Annotated in this window: 12 protein-coding genes; 7 read left to right on the top strand and 5 right to left on the bottom strand. The window is 73.1% G+C overall.

Annotation, left to right across the window (positions count from 1 at the left end; genetic code table 11):
• Positions 1–17: 17 nt before the first annotated feature.
• The 7 genes from ACZ607_RS17610 to ACZ607_RS17580 all read left to right on the top strand — a co-directional run bounded on the left by ACZ607_RS17610 (position 18) and on the right by ACZ607_RS17580 (position 9,762).
• Positions 18–251, top strand: a complete 234-nt coding sequence (locus ACZ607_RS17610; protein ID WP_469735548.1) for a DUF397 domain-containing protein — start codon at positions 18–20, stop codon at positions 249–251.
• 455 nt (positions 252–706) lie between these two features.
• On the top strand, positions 707–3,625 hold the full coding sequence (locus tag ACZ607_RS17605) for an SCO5717 family growth-regulating ATPase (protein ID WP_469735547.1): 2,919 nt from the start codon (positions 707–709) through the stop codon (positions 3,623–3,625).
• Between the two features lie 197 nt (positions 3,626–3,822).
• Positions 3,823–5,697: an ABC transporter substrate-binding protein gene (locus ACZ607_RS17600; protein WP_469735546.1), complete on the top strand. Its 1,875-nt coding sequence runs from the start codon at positions 3,823–3,825 to the stop codon at positions 5,695–5,697.
• Between the two features lie 3 nt (positions 5,698–5,700).
• Positions 5,701–6,792 carry an ABC transporter permease gene (locus ACZ607_RS17595; protein ID WP_469735545.1) on the top strand — a complete coding sequence of 364 codons (1,092 nt, stop codon included), beginning with the start codon at positions 5,701–5,703 and terminating at the stop codon, positions 6,790–6,792.
• On the top strand, positions 6,789–7,709 hold the full coding sequence (locus ACZ607_RS17590; protein WP_469735544.1) for an ABC transporter permease: 921 nt from the start codon (positions 6,789–6,791) through the stop codon (positions 7,707–7,709). The genes ACZ607_RS17595 and ACZ607_RS17590 overlap by 4 nt, the downstream gene beginning before the upstream one ends.
• Complete coding sequence (locus ACZ607_RS17585; protein WP_469735543.1) at positions 7,706–8,767, top strand: ABC transporter ATP-binding protein; 1,062 nt, start codon at positions 7,706–7,708, stop codon at positions 8,765–8,767. The genes ACZ607_RS17590 and ACZ607_RS17585 overlap by 4 nt, the downstream gene beginning before the upstream one ends.
• On the top strand, positions 8,764–9,762 hold the full coding sequence (locus ACZ607_RS17580) for an oligopeptide/dipeptide ABC transporter ATP-binding protein (RefSeq protein WP_469735542.1): 999 nt from the start codon (positions 8,764–8,766) through the stop codon (positions 9,760–9,762). The genes ACZ607_RS17585 and ACZ607_RS17580 overlap by 4 nt, the downstream gene beginning before the upstream one ends.
• Here the strand turns inward: ACZ607_RS17580 and ACZ607_RS17575 are convergent.
• From ACZ607_RS17575 to rbfA, 5 genes are all read right to left on the bottom strand, one after another.
• Entirely contained in the window at positions 9,759–10,874 is a 1,116-nt protein-coding gene (locus ACZ607_RS17575) for an XdhC family protein (RefSeq protein WP_469735541.1), read from the bottom strand. The two genes, ACZ607_RS17580 and ACZ607_RS17575, sit on opposite strands and share 4 nt — an antisense overlap.
• A 76-nt stretch (positions 10,875–10,950) precedes the next feature.
• A complete protein-coding gene (locus ACZ607_RS17570; RefSeq protein WP_129265759.1) occupies positions 10,951–11,904 on the bottom strand; it encodes a bifunctional riboflavin kinase/FAD synthetase in 954 nt (317 codons plus the stop codon).
• A 43-nt stretch (positions 11,905–11,947) separates the two neighbouring features.
• Complete coding sequence (locus ACZ607_RS17565; protein ID WP_469735540.1) at positions 11,948–15,511, bottom strand: serine protease; 3,564 nt, start codon at positions 15,509–15,511, stop codon at positions 11,948–11,950.
• Between the two features lie 219 nt (positions 15,512–15,730).
• Complete coding sequence (gene truB, locus ACZ607_RS17560) at positions 15,731–16,651, bottom strand: tRNA pseudouridine(55) synthase TruB (RefSeq protein WP_469735539.1); 921 nt, start codon at positions 16,649–16,651, stop codon at positions 15,731–15,733.
• Positions 16,648–17,109 carry a 30S ribosome-binding factor RbfA gene (rbfA, locus tag ACZ607_RS17555; protein ID WP_099177817.1) on the bottom strand — a complete coding sequence of 154 codons (462 nt, stop codon included), beginning with the start codon at positions 17,107–17,109 and terminating at the stop codon, positions 16,648–16,650. Before rbfA ends, truB begins: the two co-directional genes overlap by 4 nt.
• Between the last annotated feature and the right edge of the window lie 24 nt (positions 17,110–17,133).

The following is a 17,133-nucleotide window of genomic DNA, read 5'->3' as shown; positions in this document are numbered from 1 at the left end:
ACGGAAGGGACGGGCGCATGGGCACCCAGCAGGAAAAGGACGAGCTCTACGCTCTGGACATCTCTGATGTGGAGTGGCTGAGCGCACCCGGTACCGAGAACGTCGAGGAGCGGGTCGAGATCGCCCACCTCCCAGGAGGTGCGATCGCCATGCGCTCGTCGCTGGACCCGGAGACCGTGCTGCGCTACACGGAGGCCGAGTGGCGCGCGTTCGTGCTGGGAGCACGGGACGGGGAGTTCGACCTCACGTAAAGCCCTCCGTTCGGATCGGGCGAGCCCTGCGTGATCCGAACGAAAGGCCCTGAGGGCGGCGTGGTGCGGGGGCGGCTGTCGGGGACTGCCGCCCTCTCGCTCCGTCCGGGACGGGTCGGCCGCGCCCCACGCTCCGTCGGAGACCGGCCGCCCTCCACTCGGTCCGGCCCTCTCTGTCCGTCCACCTCCCGATACGCGACGAATAGCCGTTACTTCACCTTCTGAGGCACTCGCCGCACGGGAGAGCCGTGCGTGACCTACGGGACAGTCGCCGTGGGCGATACGGCCTGCCGTAGTGCGCCCTATGGCGATTAGGGTGGGTGGGGGCGCGGCAGAGGAACCTGCGGGCAGGCACTGCGCGTCGCAAGGGGGAGAGCCGGGCGGACCGGCCAGAACGGGAACGGTCGCCCCCACCCACCACGGCACAAGGGTGCTCGACCACACCAGGAGGCAAAGTGAACGGCGATCGGGACGAGATCAGCGGGGGATGGAACACGCCCGTCGACGAGTCGTCCGACGCGGATCCCGCCGAGATGACGGGTGAGTTCACCATCGACTACACCCCGCCGGCCTGGTACACGCAGAACGCGCCGGGCGACTCCTCGGGCGGTGCGGGCTCGCACCTGGCACCGCCTCCGCCGCCGCAGGGGGCTCCGGTGTCCGTACCGGGGCTGCCGTCGTCCGGCGGTTTCGAGCCCGGCTGGCCGCCGGTTCCGGCAGCGCCGTCCGAGGCGGCTCCGGCCGCGTCGTCGGAGCCGCCCTCGCCTTCGTACGAGCCCACTCCCCCGGCACCGGCGCCGGCTTCGCCCCCGCCGAGCCCCGAGGAGTCCGTCGCGGCGGGCGGCGCGTCCGGCCCGTTCGGCGGTGGCGATGTGGAGAGCGGCGCCACCATGCGCTTCTCACCGGCCGCGCTGAAGCAGGAGATCGCCGAGCGCGAGGCCGCCAAGGCCGAAGCCGAGGCGGAGGCCGGGGCCGAGCCCGAGGCTTCCGGCGCCGCCACCGACACGGACACCTCCGCGTCCGAGGACGACGGCACGGCCCCGGCCGGCCCGGAGGGCGAGAAGCCCTCCGACGAGCCCCAGGGCCCGGACGCCTCCGAAGACCCGGAGCCTTCGGAAGAGTCCGAGCAGTCCGAGCAGTCCGAGCGGTCCGGGAAGTCCGGAGAGTCCGACGGCGACGGCGTCCGGGCAGTCACCGCCGAGGCGGACGCGGCAAAGGACCCCGTCGCACAGGCCCCCGCAACGCCGGCCCCCGCAGCGGAGATCGACGACTGGCCCGTGGCGGACGCCCGGGGCAGTCAGGGCTCTGCCCATGAGCCCGCCCCCGCCGTGACCGACGCGGCTCGCGAGGACACCCCGCCGGCCGGCGACGCGCCTCAGGGTGCCGTGGCGCCGAATGTCCCCGCCCCGTGGACCCCCGCGCCGCCCCCGCAGGGTGCCCTCCCGCCCCTGCCGCCCGCCTTCCAGCCCGCCGCACCGCAGCCGAGCGCTCCGCAGCCCGCGCAGCAGTGGCCCGCGCAGCAGCCCGCGCCCGCTCCGGCCGCCGACGCCTCGGGCGGCTACGGCTTCCCGCAGGCCCCGGCCCCGTCGGTGCCCGCACAGCCGTCGGTGCCCGCACAGCCGACCCCGCCTTCCCCGCCCGCGCCCCAGCCGCCGGTTCGCCCCGACGTGCCTGCGCCGCAGGGGGGTTACGGGTTCCCCCAGGCCCCCCAGCAGGGCGGTTACGGGTTCCCCCAGGCCGGTCAGCAGCCGCAGTTCCCGGCGCAGGGCGTCCCGCTTCCTCCCCAGGCGCCCCAGCAGGCACCCCAGGGCACACCGAACCTGCCCGCTCCGCAGGTGCAGCAGCAGCAGCCCGAGGCCTACCAGCCCCAGCCGCCCGCGCCCCAGGCTCCGCCCGTCGACCCGCGCACCGGGTCCGCGTGGCCGACGCCGGTCACGCACGACCAGCGCGAGCGCTCCGTACCGGGTGCGCCGCTCGGTTACACGGCCGCCGTGGAGCTGTCCTCGGACCGGCTGGTCCGGGGCAAGCAGAAGGCCAAGAGCAGCCGTACGCCGTCCGCCGCCTCCCGCTTCAAGCTGGGCGGGAAGAAGGAGGAGGTCGAGCGGCAGCGCAAGCTTGACCTGATCCGTACGCCGGTGCTGTCGTGCTACCGGATCGCGGTCATCAGCCTCAAGGGCGGTGTCGGCAAGACCACGACGACCACGGCGCTGGGCTCGACCCTGGCCACCGAGCGGCAGGACAAGATCCTCGCCATCGACGCCAACCCGGACGCGGGCACGCTCGGCCGGCGGGTGCGCCGCGAGACCGGGGCCACCATCCGCGACCTGGTCCAGGCGATCCCGTACCTCAACTCGTACATGGACATCCGCCGGTTCACCTCGCAGGCTCCCTCGGGTCTGGAGATCCTCGCGAACGACGTCGACCCGGCGGTCTCCACGACGTTCAACGACGAGGACTACCGGCGGGCGATCGACGTCCTGGGCAAGCAGTACCCGATCATCCTCACCGACTCGGGCACCGGCCTGCTCTACAGCGCGATGCGCGGGGTGCTGGACCTCGCCGACCAGCTGATCATCATCTCGACGCCGTCCGTCGACGGGGCCTCCAGCGCGTCCACGACGCTGGACTGGCTGTCGGCGCACGGCTACGCGGAGCTGGTGCAGCGCTCCCTGACCGTCATCTCAGGTGTCCGTGAGACCGGCAAGATGATCAAGGTCGACGACATCGTGCAGCACTTCGAGACCCGCTGCCGCGGCGTCGTGGTCGTACCGTTCGACGAGCACCTGTCGGCGGGCGCCGAGGTGGACCTCGACATGATGCGGCCGAAGACCCGCGAGGCGTACTTCAACCTCTCGGCGCTCGTCGCGGAGGACTTCCAGCGCGCCCAGCAGCAGCAGGGGCTCTGGACGGCCGACGGCAGCAACCCGCCGCCGCAGTTCGCCCCGCCCATGCCGGGGCAGCAGACGCCGGGTCAGCCGATGCCCGGTCAGCAGCCGTACGCGCCCCAGCCCGGCCAGCCCTACCCGGGGCAGCAGCCGTACCCCGGACAGCCGTACCCCGGGCAGCCGCAGCAGCAGCCGTACCCGCCCCAGCAGCCGTACGGCGGGCAACAGCCCTACGGGGGTCCGCAGCAGGCCGCCGCGCCTCAGCAGGGCTACCCGCCGCACCCCGGCCAGGGTGCGCAGAGCAATGCCTGGCAGCAGTCGCCGCCCGCCCCGGCGCAGCCCGGCGGCGCCCCGGCCGGGGCGCCTCAGCCGCCCGCGCACCACGATGGCCAGGCACATCAGCCGGGACAGCCCGAACTGCAAGGTCCCGTTCCGCCCGCGGGCTGGCAGCAGCACCCTCCGCAGCCGCCGCCGGCGCCTCAGCAGTGAGGCAGTAGAGGTCTAAACCAATGAGGGCTCGCACCGTTCACCCGGTGCGGGCCCTCATCGCATTCCCGCAGACCACACGCGGTTTGGCGGACCGTTGACGCGACTCGACCGCCGCTGATAAACCTTCGCTTCACCAGCTGGCGAACCAGAGATCTGCCCGCCTTCACCATGCGAGACATGACGCGAGGTCCACGTCCATGGTCACAAGATTCCCTCCACGCTCCCCCCGCCCACGCGGTCGTCTGCGTGTCCTTCTCGCCGCCGGAGCCGCCGCCTTGGCGCTGGCCGCCGGATCGGTCGTCCCCGGCAACCCGCTCGGCACCGCCCCGCAGGAGGCGCACGCCGCCGACGGCAAGTCGACGCTCACGGTCGCCGTCGCGCAGAGCGTCGACTCCCTGAGCCCCTTCCTCGCGCAGCGGCTGCTCTCCACGAGCATCAGCCGGCTGATGTACGACTTCCTGACCAACTACGACGCCAAGGACAGCCACACGATCCCCGGGCTCGCCACCGAGTGGGAGTCCTCGGCGGACAAGCTGACGTGGACGTACACCATCCGGGACGACTCGAAGTGGTCGGACGGGGAGAAGGCCACGGCCGAGGACGCGGCGTGGACCTTCGACAAGATGATGACCGACGAGGGCGCCGCGACCTCGAACGGCAGCTTCGTCTCCAACTTCAAGAAGGTCACGGCGCCCAGCCCGGACAAGCTGGTCATCGAGCTGAAGAAGCCTCAGGCCACGATGACGGCGCTGGACGTGCCCATCGTCCCCAAGCACATCTGGGAGAAGGTCGGCGACTTCTCGAAGTTCAACAACGACACGAAGTTCCCGATCGTGGGCAACGGGCCGTTCATCCTGACGGACTACAAGGTCGACAGCTATGTGAAGCTGAAGGCGAACAAGGACTTCTGGCGGGGCGCGCCCAAGTTCGACGAGATCGTCTTCCGCTACTACAAGGACCAGGACGCGGCGGTCGCCGCCCTCCGAAAGGGTGAAGTCTCCTTCGTCGCCGGAAGCCCGAGCCTGACGCCCGCGCAGGCCGCGTCGCTGAAGAGCACCGACGACATCAAGGTGAACGACGCCCCCGGCCGGCGCTTCTACGCACTGGCCGTCAACCCGGGCGCGCAGACCAAGGACGGCAAGAAGTTCGGCGACGGCCACCCGGCGCTCCAGGACCAGAAGGTCCGCCAGGCCCTGTTCACGGCCGTGGACCGCTCGACCATCATCGACAAGGTCTTCCAGGGCTACGCCGTGGAGGGGGAGGGCTACATCCCGCCCCGCTACGGCTCGTACTTCTGGAAGCCGTCGGCCGAGCAGAAGCTCGCCTACGACCCGGCGAAGGCCGGCGCCCTGCTCGACGAGGCGGGCTACAGGAAGAACAGCGCGGGCAAGCGGACCGGCAAGGACGGCAAGCCGCTCGACTTCCGGATCCTGTGCCACGCCACGGACCCCAACGACAAGGCGATCGGCAAGTACCTCCAGGAGTGGTGGGGCGAGCTCGGCGTCGGTCTGAAGGTCGACTGCATGGACAACGTCTCGGACCCCTGGTACGCCGGTGAGTACGACCTCGCCTTCGACGGCTGGTCCGTCAACCCCGACCCCGACTTCGTGATGTCGATCCACACCTGCGCCGCGCTCCCGGCCAAGGCGAAGCAGACGGCGGCGACCGACAACTTCATCTGCGACAAGCAGTACGACGAGCTCTACGCGAAGCAGCTGGCCGAATACGACCCCGCCAAACGGGCCGACCTCGTGAAGCAGATGGAGTCGCGGCTGTACGACACGGGATACATGAATGTCATGGCGTACCCGAATGCCGTCGAGGCCTACCGCACCGACCAGATCGAGTCCCTCACGACCATGCCGTCGGACGGGGGCAACATCTTCGGTCAGGACGGTTACTGGAGCTGGTGGTCGGCGGTCCCGGCCGCCGGTGCGTCGGACGGTTCGTCCGGCGACAGCGGCAGCTCCACCGGAGTCCTCATCGGTGTCGGAATCGCTGTAGTCGTCCTCGCCGGTGGCGGGCTGCTGTTCGCCATGCGTCGTCGTTCCACCGCGGAAGACCGTGAATAGTCCATGAGCACAGAAAGCACTCCCGCGCTCGTGAAGGGCGCGGCGGGCGTGGACGCTGTGCAGACCGACGGCCCGGCTCCGGCCGGGCCGTCGGCCCGCAGTCCACGCTCCCGCAGCACGACCGCGTACCTCCGCTATGCGGCGGGCAAGGTGGCCGGTGCGGCCGTCTCGCTGTTCGCCGTGCTCGTCACCAGCTTCTTCCTGTTCCGTCTGATCCCCGGCGACCCCGTCAAGCACATGACCGGCGGCCGTCAGGTGTCGAACGAGCAGATCGCCGCGATGCGCAAGGAATTCGGCCTCGACCTGCCGCTCTGGCAGCAGTTCACCGAGTACTGCGGCAAGGCCCTGACCGGGGACTTCGGTACGTCGTACCAGTTCCGCGCCCCCGTCATGGACAAGATCTCCGAGGCGCTTCCCGCGACGCTGCTGCTCACCGGCACCGCGTTCGTGATCTACACGGCGATCGGTATCTGGCTGGGCGCCAGGTCCGCCTGGCGCAACGGCTCGGCCGGCGACCGCTTCCACACGGCCTTCGCGCTGACGCTGTACTCGGTGCCCTCGTTCTGGCTCGGGCTGCTCCTGATCATCACCCTGTCGGTCGGCATCGGGCCCGTCCCGGGTCTCTTCCCGACCGGTGGCATGGAGTCCGGCAGCGAGAGCGGTTTCGCGTACGTCATCGACGTGGCGCACCACCTCGTGCTGCCGGTCATCACCCTCGTCGCCGTCGAGTACGCGCGCACCCTGCTGGTGATGCGCTCCTCGCTGCTCGACGAGATGGGCAGCGACTATCTGACGACGGCCCGGGCGAAGGGGCTCCGCGACGACCTCGTACGCCGCCGGCACGCCGTCCCCAACGCGATGCTGCCGACGGTGACGCTCCTCTTCGTGAACCTGGGCAACACGGTGGCCGGCGCCATCCTGGTGGAGACGGTGTTCTCCTGGCCCGGCCTGGGCGGCTTGTTCTACCAGGCGCTGAGCGTGCCCGATCTGCCGCTGGTACAGGCGCTCTTCTTCGTCTTCGCCGCCGCGGTGATCCTCATGAACACGCTGGCCGATGTGATCTATCCGCTCCTCGATCCCCGGGTGGGCCGATGACGACGACGACCGACACCGCGCCGGCCACCGGGCCGCGCGCACTGGCCTGGGCCCGCCGGCGCCAGGCGGCGGGCCGCTTCTGGCGGCAGTACCGCGCCCACCGGGCGGGCCTCGCCGGCCTCGCCGTGCTGGCGCTGATCGCCCTGACGACGCTGGCGGCCCCGCTGCTGGTCGGCGCGGACTCGCAGAGCGTCACCAGCGCGCCGGGCAGCGCGCTGGAGTCGCCCAGCGCCGAGTTCCCCCTCGGCACCGACCAGTTCGGCCGCAGCCTGCTCGCCCTCCTGGTGTGGGGGACGCGGGTCTCCCTGACCGTGGGTCTGCTCGCGGCGTTCCTCTCGGTGGCCATCGGGACCCTGGTGGGCATCACCGCGGGGCACTTCAAGGGCTGGTACGGCAACGTCGTCATGCGGATCACGGACTGGTTCCTGGTGATGCCGACGCTGGTGCTGGCCATCGCGCTGGCCACCGTGCTCTCGCGGTCGCTCTGGACGACGGTCCTGGCGATCGGCGTGACGACGTGGCCGACGACCGCGCGGCTCGTCCGGGCGCAGACGCTGTCCGTGGAGTCACGTCCGTACATCGAGCGCTCCAAGGCGCTCGGGGGCGGGCACGGCCACATCATGTCCCGCCATGTGCTGCCCAACGTCATGCCGCTGGTGCTCGCGCAGACGACACTGGTGATCTCCACCGCCATCCTCACCGAGGCGACCCTCGCCTTCCTCGGGCTCGGCGATCCCACGATCGTCTCCTGGGGCGGGCTGCTCCAGGACGCCCGTGAGGCCGGGGCGGTCAGCTCCGGCAACTGGTGGTACCTCGCTCCGCCCGGACTCGCCATCGCGGTCGTCGCCCTCGCGTTCACGCTGTGCGGCCGTACCATCGAGTCCGTGCTCAACCCCAAGCTGGGGGTGTCCCGTTGACCGCCGTGAAGACCGAGAGCGTTCCGAAGCCGGAGACCGGGCAGCCGTTGCTCGACGTCCGGAATCTGCATGTCACCTACGGGTCGGGGGCTTCGGCCGTCCCCGCCGTACGAGGTGTCGACCTACGGGTCGAGGCGGGCCAGAAGCTCGGCATCGCCGGGGAGTCCGGCTGCGGGAAGTCGACGCTGGCGCTGGCGCTGCTGCGGCTGCTGCCCGCCTCGGCGACCCTCAGCGGGCAGATCCTGCTGGACGGTGAGGACGTCCTCACCATGAAGTGGGGGCGGCTGCGCGCCGTGCGCTGGGCGGGGGCGTCGATCGTCTTCCAGGGCGCGATGCACTCGCTGAACGCCGTGCACCGCATCGGCGACCAGATCGCAGAACCGATCCTGCTGCACGGCAAGGGGACCCCGGCGGCCGCCCGCAGGCGCGCCGGCGAGCTGCTGGAGCAGGTGGGTCTCCCGGCCGCGCGGGCGGACGCGTATCCGCACGAGCTGTCCGGCGGTCAGCGTCAGCGCGTGATGATCGCGATGGCGCTGGCCTGCGACCCTCGGCTGATCATCGCGGACGAGCCCACCACGGCCCTGGACGTGATGATCCAGGCGCAGATCCTGCGGCTGATCGAACAGCTCGTCAGCGACCAGGACCTCGGTCTGATCATGATCAGCCACGATCTGGCGGTGCTCTCCGACACCTGCGACCGGCTGTCGGTGATGTACGCGGGCCGGGTCGTCGAGGAGGGTCCCGCCAAGAAGGTCTACGAGCACGCCCGTCACCCGTACAGCAGCGCCCTGTCGGCCGCCTTCCCGCGCATCGGCGACCTCGCCTCCCGGCACGCACCGCGCGGCCTGCCGGGTGATCCCCCTGACCCGTCGGCGCTGCCCTCCGGCTGTACGTTCCATCCGCGCTGCCCGGCGGCGCTGGAGTCCTGCGCCACCGAGGACCAGGAGCTGCGGCCGGCCGGCCCGTCCCGGCGGGCGGCCTGTGTGCTGGTGGAGCCGGAAGCCACCGCGACGCCCGGACCGCACGGCGGTACCGAGGAAGCAAGGAGCACCTCATGACGACCACCACCCAGGCTCCGCTGCTGAGCGCCCAGGCGCTGGAGGTCGCGTTCCCCGGCCGGCGCGGGGCGGCGACGGCGCGGGCGGTCGACGGGGTCGACCTCGACATCCGTCCCGGTGAGATCGTCGCCCTGGTCGGCGAGTCGGGCTGCGGGAAGACGACGCTGGCCCGGTCGCTGCTGGGCCTGGTACCGCCCACGGCCGGCCGTGTCACCTTCGGCGGCGAGCCCCTGGACTACGCGGGCCGGGCGCTCAAGGCGTACCGCAAGCGGGTGCAGCTGGTCCTCCAGGACCCCAGCGGCTCCCTGAACCCCCGTCACACGGTGTACGACGCGGTGGCGGAGGGCCTGCGCATCCACGGTTACGCGGGCGACGAGCGGGAGGCGGTCTCCGGGGCGCTGGCGCGGGCCGGGCTGCGGCCTCCGGAGCGGTTCTTCCTGCGGTATCCGCACGAGCTCTCCGGTGGTCAGCGCCAGCGCGTCGTGATCGCGGGCGCCCTGGTCCTGGAGCCCGAGCTGATCGTCGCGGACGAGCCCGTGGCGTCGCTGGACGCCTCGGTGCGCGGCGAGATCCTGGCCCTGCTGCTGCGGCTCCGGGACGAACTGGGCCTGTCCGCACTGGTGGTGACCCACGATCTGGGGCTGGCGTGGAACATCGCGGACCGGGTGGCGGTGATGTATCTCGGCCGGATCGTGGAGACGGGCGACGTCGAGCAGATCCTCACCGCCCCCCAGCACCCGTACACCCGGGCGCTGCTGTCCGTGCTGCCGGAGGCGGACGGTGAACCGGTGCTGCTGACGGGCGAGCCGCCGGACCCCTCGAACGTCCCGTCGGGCTGCCGCTTCCATGCCCGGTGCCAGGTCCTCGCCTCGGGCGAGGCGGAGCGCGCGGGCGTCGCGGACGCGTGCCGCACGAAGGATCTGCCGGTGCTCGAGGGCGGCGGCCTGACCCAGGTCGCCTGCCACTGGGCGGCCGCGGCGAAGGCCGTGTCCTAGGACCCGGGCTCCCGGACGTGGTGGATGGCGCCCGCCAGCTCTCCCAGGGGGCGTCCCGTGCCGCCCCAGCGGTGCTGCACGATCTCCGCGGCGATGGAGACGGCGGTCTCCTCCGGCGTACGGGCTCCGAGGTCCAGGCCCACGGGTGAGGCGAGGCGGGCCAGATCCGCCTCGCCCACGCCCGCCTCCCGGAGCCGGGCGGTCCGGTCGGCGTGGGTGCGTCTGCTGCCCATCGCGCCGATGTACGCGGCGGGCGTGCGCAGTGCGGCGGCGAGCAGCGGCACGTCGAACTTCGGGTCGTGGGTGAGGACGCAGATGACGGTGCGGGCGTCCACCGTGACCGACTCCAGATAGGTGTGCGGCCAGGCGCAGACGACCTCGTCGGCCGTGGGGAAGCGCTCCCGGGTGGCGAAGGCCGGGCGGGCGTCGCAGACCGTCACCCGGTACCCGAGGAAGGACCCGATCCGCGCGGTGGCCGCCGCGTGGTCGATGGCGCCGAAGACGAGCATGCGGGGCGCGGGGGCGTACGTCTGGACGAAGACGGTGACGTCCTGCATCCGGCGCTCGCCGTGCGCGCCGTAGCGGGTGGTGCCGGTGACCCCCTGGGCGAGCAGGCCCCGTGCGTCGTCGGTGGCGGCCGCGTCGAGCCCCTCGTCGCCGAGCGATCCGGCGGCACGGCCGGCCAGGACCGTCCGGTGGGCGCCGGCCGGTGCCGCTCCGGACACCACGGTGGCGAGCGCGACGGGTTCCCCCGCGGCGATGGTGTCGAGGAGCTCCCGCAGTGCGTCCCGGTCGCCCTCATCGACGTACGGCCGGACGAGGACCTCGATCGTCCCGCCGCAGGTCAGCCCGACGCCGAAGGCCTCGTCGTCGCTGATGCCGTAGGACCTCAGCAGGGTCCGGCCGGTGGTGAGCGTCTCGGTGGCGATCTCGTGGACGTCGCTCTCGACGCACCCTCCGGAGACGCTGCCCGCGACCGCTCCCGTGGCGCTCACCGCCATCACGGCGCCGGGTGCCCGTGGCGCGCTGCCCCGCACGCCGACGACGGTGGCCAGGGCGAAGGGCGTACCCGCGGTGTGCCAGTCGCGCAGGTCCGACAGCAGTTCACGCATGCGAGGCGTCCTCCCGGCTCGACGGCTCCTGCCCCCGACCATGCCCCGGCGCGGACGCGCGCACCACAGGACGGCGTCAGGCCCGTTCGTACGCCGCGATCAGCTCGCTGGACCGCTTCACATCGGCGGCCATCGCCACGAGCAGGTCGTCGATCGACTCGAACTTCAGCATGCCGCGTACGTAGGCGAGGAAGTCGACCGCCACGTGCAGCCCGTACAGGTCGAGCCCGACGCGGTCGATCGCGTACGCCTCGACGGTCCGCTCGGTGCCGTCGAACTGCGGGTTCGTGCCCACGGAGATCGCGGCGGGCATCGCCTCGCCGTTCACGGTGAGCCAGCCGGCGTAGACGCCGTCGGCGGGGATCGCGGTGTGCGGCAGGGTCTCCACGTTCGCCGTGGGGAAGCCGAGCTCGCGCCCGCGCTGGGCGCCGCGCACCACGACACCCTCCACGCGGTGCGGGCGGCCGAGGATCTCCGCGGCCCCTTCGACGTCGCCCTCGGCGATCAGCCGGCGGGTGAGCGTGGAGGAGAACGGCTCGCCGCCGCCCGCGTCCCCGCTGACGTAGAGGTCGATGACCTCGACCTGGAAGTCGTACGTCGGGCCGAGCTCGGCGAGGAAGGTGACGTTGCCCGCCGCCCGGTGCCCGAAGCGGAAGTTCGGGCCCTCGATGACCAGCTTCGCGTGCAGCTTGTCGACCAGCACCTTCGCGACGAAGTCCGCGGGCGAGAGCTGCGAGAACTCGGCGGTGAACGGCAGGATCAGCACCGCGTCGACACCCAGTCCGGCCATCAGCTCGGCACGCCGGTGATGGGGTGCGAGCAGCGGCGGGTGGGTGCCGGGACGGACGACCTCGCTGGGGTGCGGGTCGAAGGTGACGACGACAGAGGGCACCCCGAGCTCGCGCGCCCGCTCCACGGCACGGCCGATGATCAGCTGGTGTCCGCGGTGCACCCCGTCGTAGGAGCCGATGGTGACGACACTGCGTCCCCAGCCCTCAGGGATGTCCTCCAAGCCACGCCAGCAGTGCACTGTGACCGCTCCTCGCCCGAACCTGTGTACGTGTGTATGTCCATTACGCAGGTCTAAGACTGCCATGCCCACGTCCCGCGGCCTGCATCGGCATGGGGATCGCGGGCCGCGAACCGTCCAGTTCCTCCATGGTCCGCCGGGCTCCGGGGCCGACGACGGCGGCCCACTCCTGCGGGGCGTCCGTCAGCCACCGGGTGACCAGGGCGGCGAATCCGGGCACGTCCCGGGCGAGCTCGGCCAAGCCGCGGTCGAAACGGGCCGCGCCCTCGGGCGTCCGGGCGAGGAGCGTCCCGGTGCGGTGCACCAGGGCGCGCGTACGGGCCTCGGGGCGGCGGCCGGAACCCTCCGCGGCCGCCCGCAGCAGGGCTTCCAGTACCTCCGGGTCCCTCCCCGTCTCCTGCTCGAACTCCAGGAGCACCTCCAGCAGCTCCCCCCGCAGCGGCCGGGAAGCGGCGCTTCCGGGGCCGGCGAGCACCCGGGCCAGCGCCGCGCGGACGGGCGGCGGCACGGGCCGGCCCCGCAGCAGCCCGGTCATGAAGGGCAGCAGGAGCGCCCGTGCGGCGGGGCTGTGCTCCAGCCGGAGGTCCAGATAGGCGGCGGTCCGCGCCCCGGCGTCCCCGCCGGGACCGCTGTGGCTCTCGACGTAGTGGCGGACAAGACCGGGGGCGTGCAGCGCCAGCGCCGGGGTGTCCAGGGAGGCCAGCTCCCGCAGCACGGTGCCGGCCGTCCCGCCGGGCAGCGAGAGGCGGGCGCGCAGCGCGGCGAGCACCGGCTCGGGGTGCTCGGGGAACACCTCGGTGAGCAGGGCCAGCGGGAGGCGGGGGTCTCCGGCGGCGAAGAGGCGCAGGGCCTGCGGCAGATAGCGGCCCCCGGTGCCCGGGTCCCGTACGAGGACGGTGAGCGCCTGGGCGTGCAGGGCGGTGTCGTCGGGCCGGGCCAGCAGGGTCAGCGCGGCGCCCCGCAGCACGGCGCGGTCGGCGGCCGGGAGGGTGGCGCGGGCGGCGGTGAGCGAGGCGTGGACGGCGGCTGCGGCGCGTCGTGCGGGCCGCTCGTCGTCACGCGCCCACCGGTCGACGGCCCGGCAGAGGGCGGCGGGCTCGTCCTCGGCGAGGGTGGTGAGCAGTTCGGCGGCGCGCGGGTGGACGGTGTCGACGAGCGCCTCGGTCAGATCGTCGACGGCGAGGTCCCGGCGGGCGTACAGCAGTGCCTGCGCGGCGGCGGCCACGGTGAGCCGCATCGGCAGGCCCTTCTCGGCGGGCAGCGGGCTCTCGTCGGTGAACCAGCGGCACAGGAGCGCCTGGACGGTCCTGGGGTGGGCGGCCAGACGGCGGGAGACGGCGTCCAGATACCGTTCACCGCCGTCCGCGCGGGGGGCGCCGTCGGCGGGCAGGAGGCGGCGCAGAAGGTCGATCCGGTCGTCCTCGGGCAGCCGGACCCGGCGCCAGAACCACGGGCCGAACTCGGCGTAGGGCCCCAGCGCCGCCGGGCCGCCGCCCGACAGTGAACGCCGGGTGATCCGTCCGGCGAGCACCCGCAGCACCCCGAGGCAGGGCCGGGCGTCGGCCACCCGGAGCAGGCTCTCCCTGAGCAGGTGCGCCGCCCACCAGGCGGCGTCGGTGAACCGCGCCTCCGTACCGGGGGCGGCCGACAGACGGTCCATCGCCTCGATCAGGTCCGCCATCCGATGGGCCAGCGCGGCGTGCCCCTGCCGCCGCTCCAGCAGGAGCATCGCCTGGAGGACGGGGCCGATGCGGTGGCGCGGCACCGGAAGGTTGCGGGGCTCCACCGGATCCTGTGGGGCCGGTGCGGGGTCGGCACAGGCCCCGTCCGCGTGCCAGCGGTGGACCAGGGAGTGCAGCGCCGCGTCCAGGTCGAGGTGCGCGCCCTGCACCCAGTCGCCCAGCTCCTCGTGGCCGAAGCGGTATCCCGCGCCGGCCGGGACCAGCAGGCCCTCGGTGAGTACGGCCGAGGCCCAGCCCGTACGCCAGGGGAAGAGCTCCTCGAACGCGGCCCGGTCCAGCTCGCCCTGCCCGGGCCCGAGGCAGCGTCTGGCCGCCTCGTGGACCTGGCCGGCCACCTTCGCCGCCAGCCGACGGACCGCAGCCCCCCGGAGCCGGGGTTCGGCCTGGGCCCCGATCCGTACGGCGATCCGGAGGCAGGTGAGGTCCAGATGGGCGGCGAAGACCTCCTCCGTGCCGGGCCTGCCGGGGACGTCGGGGGGCAGCGCCGCCCGTACCTCGGCGAGCAGGCTCAGGGTGAGGGGGTGCCGGTCGTGGCCGGGCGCGATCGCACCGGGCGGGATGTCGTAGCGCTCCGCCGCCCGCTCGGCCTGTTCCGCGGTGAGGTCGCCGAGCCTGACCGCGGGCGGCAGGCCTCCGGCGGGCCGCTCCGGGCGGTGCAGGGTGCCCGGGGGGTACAGCGCGCCGGCGGTCTCCCAGTGCTCGGGGCGGCAGGCGACGACCATCCGCACCTCGTGGGCCCGCAGCCACCGCGCGGTCGCCCGGGCCCATCCGGCGAGCCGGTGGGCCAGCAGGGGCGGCATCTCCTCCGGGCCGTCCACGACGACGAGGAGCGGGATCCCGGAGGCCGCGGCGAGGTCCGCCACCCGCTCGGGGGTGGCGGTCTCCATGTCTCCCCGGGCCCCGGCGGCGGTGATGATCCGCCCGGAGCGCCGCAGCGCCCTGGTCATCGCCTCGGTGACCGAGGTGTCCTCGGCCAGGAGGTCGGCGCCGCGCAGCCAGAGCGTCAGGGCGGGCACGGGCCCGCGGGCCCGGCGGGCGGCCAGGGCGGCGAGCTCGGTGGTGCGGCCGGTCCCGGGGGCGCCGACCAGGCCGAGCACCGGGCCCGTACCGGTCTCGAAGGCGGTGAACTCCGCGCTGACGCCGGGGCGCTCGACGGCCTCGGTGCCGCAGGGCCGTCCGCCGGCGTGGCCGAGCGAGGTGGCGGTCAGCTGGAGCGCCCCGGCGAGGTTGAGGTCATGGCCGTACCCCGGGACGCCGCTCGCGTTGCGCCGGAGGACCTCGGCCAGCGGTTCCGGGGCGTCCTGGACCGCGAGCGGCAGCGCGAGCCCCGCGGTCTCGCGCCCGGCGCTCAGCGCCGTCGAGAGCACCCCCAGGACGGCTCCGGTGCGCGGGTCCGTCACCGGGCCCCCGACGGCGGCACCGCCGGAGCGCAGGGCGTCGCGCCCGTCCGTGCCGAGGGCGAGCTCCAGCGCCTCCCCCACGGGGTGCTCCCGCCCGCCCTCGGAGTACGTCGCGGGGGTCGTCCCGAGCACCCGTGCCTCGCGCCAGCCGTGGGCGGCGATCCGCACGTAGGTGCCCGTGCCGATCTCCGCCCGCACGGCGATGGGGAGCGGATCCACCTCCAGGGTCCCGGGGCCGCCGGTGCGCAGCAGGGCGAGGCCCAGTGCGGGCAGCTCGGTGATGTCGTCGGAGCCCACGGAACACGTGCGGCCGTCCGGGGAGTGCAGCGTCAGGGGCCCGGGGCGTGCGACGGCCTGATGACCGGTGACGACCGTGCCCCGGTCGTCCGCGACGAAGCCGGTCCCCCGCGGCCGGCCGGCCTGATCGCAGATCCGCACAAGTTTCGACCGGTCCCCGCTGCCCATGGTCCGACGGTAGGTCCCCGATGATCGGCACCGGAAACGCGCGGGGCGAAAGCGCCCCCCTCGCACCCCCCTGTCACTCCGAGCGCCCGTCCATTGGGGTGAATCGGCGGGTTCGCGTGGACAGGGATGGTCGCGGGAGGGGGATCGTGGAGCGGGCACGCGACAGGGGGGCTGCCCGCTCCACGACGGGCCGGAATCCCGGGCCCGGGGTCCTGGTCGTCAGGCGAAGACGGCGAGGCTCCTGGCCTTGCCGTTCTGCTCCTCGACGAGCACGAGGAACGTGCCGTCGGGCCCGAAGACCCCCACCGGCCCCGGAGGACAGGCCGGCATGTCGAGCCGTACGCCGTTGAGCAGCAGCTTGGCGCGCTTCTCGTCCACGTCCCAGCGCGGGAAGGCGGAGGCGGCGGCCTCGGCGACCGGCATCACGGTCAGCTCCTCCTGGTGCTGGTCGAGCGTGCGCGCCGCGTCCAGGCCGTAGGGTCCGACGCGGGTGCGCCGCAGCGCGGTCAGATGCCCGCCGACGCCGAGCCCGGCACCGAGGTCCCGGGCCAGGGCGCGGATGTACGTACCCGAGGAGCACACGACGGAGACGACCAGGTCGACGACCGGGGTGCCGTCCTCGGCGACCGCCTCGCGGACGTCGTGGACCTGGAAGGACGAGACGGTCACCGGGCGGGCCGGGATCTCGAACTCCTCGCCGCCGCGCACCCGCGCGTAGGAGCGCTTGCCGTCGATCTTGATGGCGCTGACCTTGGACGGCACCTGCATGATCGCGCCGGTCAGCGCGGCGACCCCGGCGTCGATGCCCTCGCGGGTCACCCCGGAGGCGTCGGTGGACGAGGTGATCTCGCCCTCCGCGTCGTCGGTGACGGTGTCCTGGCCGAGCCGGATCGTGCCGAGGTACTCCTTCTCGGTCAGTGCGAGGTGACCGAGGAGCTTGGTCGCCCTCTCGACACCGAGCACGAGGACACCGGTCGCCATCGGGTCCAGCGTGCCGGCGTGGCCGACCCGCCGGGTGCGGGCGATGCCGCGCATCTTCGCGACGACGTCGTGCGAAGTGAAGCCGGACGGCTTGTCGACGATGACAAGGCCGTCCGGCGTCCTCTGCTTGTCCTGCTTGTCGTGCTTGTTCTGCGTCATGCGGAAGGCGAGTCCTCGTCGTTCTCGGCGGACTCGTCCTCCGGCTTGCGGTACGGGTCGGCGTCACCGGCGTACTTCGCTCCGGAGGACGCCTCACGGACCTTGGCGTCCGAGGCGCGTGCCCGGTCGAGCAGGTCCTCGATCGCCTTGGCGTTGTCCGGCAGGGCGTCCGCCACGAACGCCAGCGTCGGGGTGAACTTCGTCCCCGCCGCCGCACCGACCGCCGAGCGCAGGATGCCCTTGGCGCTCTCCAGGCCCGCGGCCGCGCTGGCCCGCTCCTCGTCGTCGCCGTAGACCGTGTAGAAGACCGTGGCCTCCCGCAGGTCGCCGGTGACACGGGTGTCCGTGATGGTCACGTGCGTGCCCAGACGCGGGTCCTTGATACCGCGCTGCAGTTTCTCGGCGACCACCACCTGGATGAGGTCCGCCAGCTTCTTCGCCCGCGCGTTGTCGGCCACTGGTCCGTCTCCTTCTTGAACGTG

The organism is Streptomyces sp. NPDC104381 (assembly GCF_055583745.1).
This window is presented reverse-complemented; position numbering and strand designations above follow the sequence as displayed.

Bases quoted from the DNA above. Each gene is read 5' to 3' on its own strand.
- ACZ607_RS17610 (WP_469735548.1), top strand. From the start codon at position 18: ATGGGCACCCAGCAGGAAAAGGACGAGCTCTACGCTCTGGACATCTCT.
- ACZ607_RS17600 (WP_469735546.1), top strand. From the start codon at position 3,823: ATGGTCACAAGATTCCCTCCACGCTCCCCCCGCCCACGCGGTCGTCTG.
- ACZ607_RS17595 (WP_469735545.1), top strand. From the start codon at position 5,701: ATGAGCACAGAAAGCACTCCCGCGCTCGTGAAGGGCGCGGCGGGCGTG.
- ACZ607_RS17590 (WP_469735544.1), top strand. From the start codon at position 6,789: ATGACGACGACGACCGACACCGCGCCGGCCACCGGGCCGCGCGCACTG.
- ACZ607_RS17580 (WP_469735542.1), top strand. From the start codon at position 8,764: ATGACGACCACCACCCAGGCTCCGCTGCTGAGCGCCCAGGCGCTGGAG.
- ACZ607_RS17575 (WP_469735541.1), bottom strand. From the start codon at position 10,874: ATGCGTGAACTGCTGTCGGACCTGCGCGACTGGCACACCGCGGGTACG.
- ACZ607_RS17565 (WP_469735540.1), bottom strand. From the start codon at position 15,511: ATGGGCAGCGGGGACCGGTCGAAACTTGTGCGGATCTGCGATCAGGCC.
- truB (WP_469735539.1), bottom strand. From the start codon at position 16,651: ATGACGCAGAACAAGCACGACAAGCAGGACAAGCAGAGGACGCCGGAC.